Consider the following 5,814-nt stretch of genomic DNA (forward strand, 5'->3'; position numbering starts at 1 on the left):
GCCATTTCGGTCTTCGACCTGTTCTCGATCGGCATCGGCCCGTCCAGTTCCCACACCGTCGGCCCGATGCGGGCGGCCCGGATGTTCGCCCGGCGGCTGCGCAACGAGGAGTTGCTGGCCCCGACCGCGCAGGTCCGCGCGGAGCTGTACGGCTCGCTCGGCGCGACCGGACACGGCCACGGCACGCCCAAGGCGGTGCTGCTCGGCCTGGAGGGCGACTCGCCGCGCACCGTCGACGTGTCGAGCGCGGACGAGCGGGTGGAAGCGATCAGGACCGGCGGCCGGCTGAACCTGCTCGGCGAGCACGAGGTCGCGTTCTCCTTCGACGACGACCTGGTCCTGCACCGCCGCAAGACCCTCCCGTACCACGCGAACGGCATGACCCTGTGGGCGTACGACGCCTCGGGCGCGGAGCTGCTGACGAAGACGTACTACTCGGTCGGCGGCGGCTTCGTCGTCGACGAGGACGCGGTCGGGGCCGACCGCATCAAGCTCGACGACACCGTGCTGAAGTACCCCTTCCGCACCGGCGACGAGCTGCTGCGCCTGACCGAGGAGACGGGCCTGTCCATCTCCGCGCTGATGCTGGAGAACGAGCGGGCCTGGCGCACCGAGGGGGAGATCCGCGCGGGCCTGCTGGAGATCTGGCAGGTGATGCGGGACTGCGTGGCGCGCGGACTGTCCCAGGAGGGCATCCTGCCGGGCGGTCTCAAGGTGCGCCGCCGGGCCGCGAACACCGCGCGCAAGCTGCGCTCCGAGGGAGACCCGCTGGCCCTCGCCATGGAGTGGATCACCCTCTACGCCATGGCGGTCAACGAGGAGAACGCGGCCGGCGGCCGGGTCGTCACCGCCCCCACCAACGGCGCCGCCGGCATCATCCCGGCGGTCCTGCACTACTACGTCAACTTCGTGCCGGGCGCCGACGAGGAGGGCGTGGTGCGCTTCCTGCTCGCCGCGGGCGCGATCGGCATGCTCTTCAAGGAGAACGCCTCCATCTCCGGCGCGGAGGTCGGCTGCCAGGGCGAGGTCGGCTCCGCCTGCTCCATGGCCGCGGGCGCCCTGGCCGAGGTCCTCGGCGGCTCGCCCGAGCAGGTCGAGAACGCCGCCGAGATCGGCATGGAGCACAACCTCGGCCTCACCTGCGACCCGGTGGGCGGCCTGGTCCAGATCCCCTGCATCGAGCGCAACGGCATGGCCGCGGTCAAGGCCGTGACGGCCGCCCGCATGGCGATGCGCGGCGACGGCTCCCACAAGGTGTCCCTGGACAAGGTCATCAAGACGATGAGGGACACCGGCGCGGACATGTCGGTGAAGTACAAGGAGACGGCCCGGGGCGGGCTGGCGGTGAACATCATCGAGTGCTGACACTCTCCCGGCCGACCGCCTGACGGCTGTCGTCGTCTCCTCCTAAGCTGGGCTTTTCGAGCACCAGGGGGTGGGGCGCAGTGGCGAGGCGGCCAGAGAGCACCGATGTCGTGGCGGCCGTGCGGCGGGTCTTCCACGACGGGCTGACGAGCGGGAAGTCCGCGTTCGCCGCGGAGCTTCCGGCCTGGACCGGGGCGACGGCCTCGGACCTGCGCAGGCGGTTCGTGGACCAGCCGGACGAGTCCTCGGACACCTTCCTCGTCAAGCTGCGGCGCCAGCTCGACGGCGCCCCGGACGCGACGGTCGTGCTGGCGGCCGAGCTGCTGTTCGTGAACATGGCACCGCTGGTGCCCGAGCAGATCGGGCTGGCCAAGAAGCGCCAGATCCTCGGCGAGGTGCTGTCCTGGGCCGACCGCCCGGTGGCCCTTCCGGAGGATCTGGAGCCGGGCCTCAAGGGCTTCCTCCACGGCGGCCAGGGGTTTTTGAACTACCGGTGGGCTCAGTTCCAGATCCTGGTGCTGCTGGTGGAGCGGCTCGCCGGGATGGGCGACGCCGGGCGGAAGGCGCTGCTGGACGACCCCTGGGCCTTCCGGGACACCTGCCTGGACATCCAGCGGTCGGTCGGGCACAAGAAGGGCCGGGCGCAGATCCACGTCCTGCTGTTCCTGCTCTTCCCGCAGACCTACCAGCCGATCGCCAGCGCCAGTCACAAGCAGGAGATCGTCAAAGCGTTCGCCGACGAACTCCCCGAGCCCAGCGGCGACGCCGACCGCGACCTGCTGGAGCTGTGCCGGACGCTGGGCGAACAGACCGGGGAAGCGGTCGACTTCTACGACGACCCGTGGGTGCGCAGGTGGCGCAGGGGTGCCGTCGAGCACGAGCAGCGCGGCTGGCTGGTGCGCGGATACAACGTGGAGGGCCGCAACGTCATTCCGGACTGGCTGCGGCGCGGCTACTGCTCACTGTCCTGGCGCGAGATGCCGGGGATCCCCGCCGACTCCTCCAAGCAGGACGTGCAGCGGGCCGTGGCCGAGGCGATGCCGGACGCCGGCGCGCAGGTGCGCGGGCAGGCCGCGTACCAGCTGCACGCCTTCCTCACCCTGATGCAGCCGGGCGACCTGGTCGTCACCGTGACGCCGGACGAGGTCCACGTCGGCACGGTGCAGGGCCCCGCGGAGTACGACACCTCGGACGGCCCGGACAACGCCCGCCGCAGGCAGGTGAACTGGGCGACCGCCGAACGGCCGCTCGTGCGCGCGGAGCTGCCCGAGCGGGTCCAGGCCCGGCTGCAGCTGCCGCCCGCGCTGTACGACGTCAGCAGCATCGCCGCCGAACTCGCCGAGCGTGCGGGCCTGGAGGACGTCGTCGCCGAGGAGCTCGTCGACGTCGACGTCACCAAACCGCTGGAACTGCCGCCCGTCACCGAAGAGCTGGCCGCACGGCTGCTGATGCCGCAGGAGTGGCTCCGGGAGACCGCCGAGCAGCTCCAGGAGCAGGGGCAGATGGTCTTCCACGGCCCGCCCGGCACGGGGAAGACCTACCTCGCCCGCGCTCTGGCCCGGCATCTCGCCGGGCCAGACCGGGTGGAGCTCGTGCAGTTCCACCCCTCGTACACCTACGAGGACTTCTTCGAGGGCTTCCGCCCGGTCCGGGGTGAGGACGGCTCCGTGGTGTTCGACGTCGTGCCCGGGCCGTTCCGGCTGCTCGCCGAACGCGCCGCGAAGGATCCGGCCAACCCGTACGTCCTGGTCATCGACGAGATCAACCGGGCCAACCTGGCGAAGGTCTTCGGCGAGCTGTACTTCCTGCTGGAGTACCGCGAGGAACCCGTCACCACCCAGTACAGCCCGCACGCCCCCTTCACCCTGCCGGGCAACCTGTTCCTCGTCGGCACGATGAACACCGCCGACCGGTCGATCGCCCTGGTCGACGCGGCGATGCGCCGCCGGTTCGCCTTCCGCCGCCTCTCGCCCGAGAAGCCGCCTGTCCGGGGCCTGCTGGACCGCTGGCTGCTCGAGCGCGGCCTGCCGGACACCGCCGCCCGCCTGCTGGACGAGCTCAACGCCCGGCTCGGGGACGCCGACCGCGCCGTCGGGCCGTCGTACTTGATGAAGCCCGCCGCCGCCCGGCCGGAGGGGCTCGACCTGGTCTGGCGCACCCAGATCCTGCCCCTGCTGGAGGACCAGCTCTACGGCACCGGGATCGACGTGGAGGAGGCGTACGGCCTGCCCGCCCTGCGTGCGGCGCTCGGGCCGGGCCCGGAGGAGCCGTGACCGGCCTCGACCTCACCGTGCCGGAGACCGGCCCCGGCATCGTCCGGGAGCTGACCGGCGACCAGCTCGCCGGGCTGCTCACCGCGCCGGGACTGGTACGGCTGACCCCGGCGGCGGGCGGACGCTGGCGCCTGCGGGGCAACCAGAAGGCCGGGCTGGTCCGGCTGCGCACCCCCTCCGGCGGGACCGTCCAGCTCCACCTGCGTCCCAAACTCCCCGTGCGCGACCTGCTGTTCCTGCTCTCCTACTCGCCTCGTGACCCCTGGCGGCCCGAGCCGGTCGACGCGGCCGAGTCGGAGGACCTCCTGCCCGCGGTCGCCGACCTGCTCGCCCGCACCGCACGCCGCACGCTCGACAGCGGAGTGCTGCACGGCTACCGCACGGTCGAGGAGGACCTGCCCCTGATCCGCGGCCGGATCCGCACGGCGGACCAACTGCGCCGCGTCGGCCTGCCGCTGCCCGTCGCCGTGCGCTACGACGACCACACCCCCGACATCGCCGAGAACCGCGTCCTGCTCACGGCCCTGCAGCTGGCCGCCCGGCTGCCGGGCGTCCCCGTACGCACGCGCCAGGCCCTGCACCACCTCGCCGACCGCCTCACGGGTGTCCGTCCCCTCCACCCCGGGGCACCCTTGCCCCACCGGACACCCAACCGCCTCACCTCCCGCTACACGCGCGTGCTGCGGCTCGCGGAGCTGGTGCTGTCCGCCCGCTCCGTCCGGCCGGACGGCGGCAGCCCCACCTCGGCGGACGGCTTCCTGCTCGACCTGCCGGACGTGTTCGAGCGGTTCCTCACGGTGGCGCTCGGCGACATCCTCGCCCGCCAGGGGATCCGGTGCGCCGGGCAGGAGGGGCACCACCGGCTGGACGAGGCCCGCCGGGTGCGGCTGCGGCCGGACATCGTGCTGTACCGGTCGGGCCGTCCGGTCTCCGTCGTCGACGCGAAGTACGTGACCCTCGACGGGGCCGCGCCCTCCACCGACCACCTCGGCCAGCTGCTCGGCTACTGCACCGCGCTCGGCCTGCCGCACGGCCACCTCGTCTACGCCGCCACCGCCCGGGACGGGCCCACGGACCACGTCATCCGCCGCGCCGGCATCACCGTCACCGCCCATGCCCTGGACCTCGCCCGACCACCGGCCGGGCTCCTGTCGGCCGTCACGGAACTGGCGGACCGGATCACCGCCACGGCGGCCGGCTGACCGTCACCGCGATGGTCATCTGGCTCCGCGACACCGTTCAAGAGCCATCAGAAACGGCCTGGCCGCGGAACTCCGGCGTGCGATCGGGGGAGGCCTCCGACAGGGCCCTCGTGACTCCCTCGACGCCGTCGCGCAGGCCGTAGACCGGGGTGCCGGGCTGCTGGCGCCAGGAGTCGTCGATACTGCCCGCGTCGACGGTGTCGAAGCCGAGGGCGTCGATCAGGGCCCGTACCGTGCGCTTGGCCGTCTCGTCGTCGCCGGCCACCGGGAGGGCCATGCGGCCGGGGTCGCCGGCGGGGAGCGGTCGGTCCAGGATGTCCTGGGCGAAGGTGCCGTTGAAGGCCTTGACGACCGGGTGGCCGATCCGGCGTTCCGTCCAGCGGCTCTCGGTGAGGCCGTCGTCCTCGATCTCCGCGATCCTGCCGTCGCGCTGCTGCGGGTAGTAGTTGCCGGTGTCGATGACCGCGACGCCGTCCGCCGCGCCGTCGAGCAGACCGGTGGGAAGGTCCGGGACCGCCTTCAGCGGAATGGTGACGACGACGATCTCGGCGCCCCGCGCCGCCTCCCCGGCCGTCACGGGCGTCGCGCCGGTCTCCTCCGCCAGGGCCGTGAGCGTCTCGGGCCCCCGGGAGTTGGCGACGGCCACGTCGTGACCGAGAGCGGTGAGCCGCCGGGTCAGATTGCCGCCGATGTTGCCCGCTCCGATGATGCCGATCTTCATGTTCTCGCCTCGTCCTTCCGGAGATGAACAGCGCCGCGTGAAGCCTTCGTGACCCGGGTCAACCTCCGGGTCGGGTGCGCTATTCCGGGTCCGGGGGAAGGGGGCCTCGATCTCCTCGCGCAGGGTCCGGGAGGTCTGGCCAGGGGCCCCGGGCACGTCGAAGGGGCCCGGTCCGGGGATCGTGGACGCTGTTGGTTAATTCGGGCCCGTGCGTGACGTCGGCTCCCAAGACGCGGTTGTGGTCTTGGGAGGC

At 72.5% G+C, this 5,814-nt stretch carries 4 protein-coding genes; 3 read left to right on the forward strand and 1 reads right to left on the reverse strand.

Annotated elements, in window-relative coordinates; translation table 11 throughout:
- The 3 genes from ABZ281_RS34310 to ABZ281_RS34320 form a co-directional block, all read left to right on the forward strand.
- Positions 1 to 1,365 (forward strand): L-serine ammonia-lyase (locus tag ABZ281_RS34310; protein WP_356661902.1); only part of this gene is annotated, 1,365 nt, incomplete at its 5' end.
- 80 nt (positions 1,366 to 1,445) lie between these two features.
- Positions 1,446 to 3,638: an AAA family ATPase gene (locus ABZ281_RS34315; protein WP_356661904.1), complete on the forward strand. Its 2,193-nt coding sequence runs from the start codon at positions 1,446 to 1,448 to the stop codon at positions 3,636 to 3,638.
- On the forward strand, positions 3,635 to 4,840 hold the full coding sequence (locus ABZ281_RS34320; protein WP_356661906.1) for a restriction endonuclease: 1,206 nt from the start codon (positions 3,635 to 3,637) through the stop codon (positions 4,838 to 4,840). The genes ABZ281_RS34315 and ABZ281_RS34320 overlap by 4 nt, the downstream gene beginning before the upstream one ends.
- Before the next feature lie 37 nt (positions 4,841 to 4,877).
- Here ABZ281_RS34320 and ABZ281_RS34325 read toward each other — a convergent pair whose 3' ends face one another.
- A complete protein-coding gene (locus ABZ281_RS34325) occupies positions 4,878 to 5,717 on the reverse strand; it encodes an NAD(P)-binding domain-containing protein (RefSeq protein WP_356661908.1) in 840 nt (279 codons plus the stop codon).
- Positions 5,718 to 5,814: the final 97 nt, after the last annotated feature.

The sequence above is a fragment of the Streptomyces sp. NPDC006265 genome (assembly GCF_040613555.1).
GTDB lineage: Bacteria > Actinomycetota > Actinomycetes > Streptomycetales > Streptomycetaceae > Streptomyces.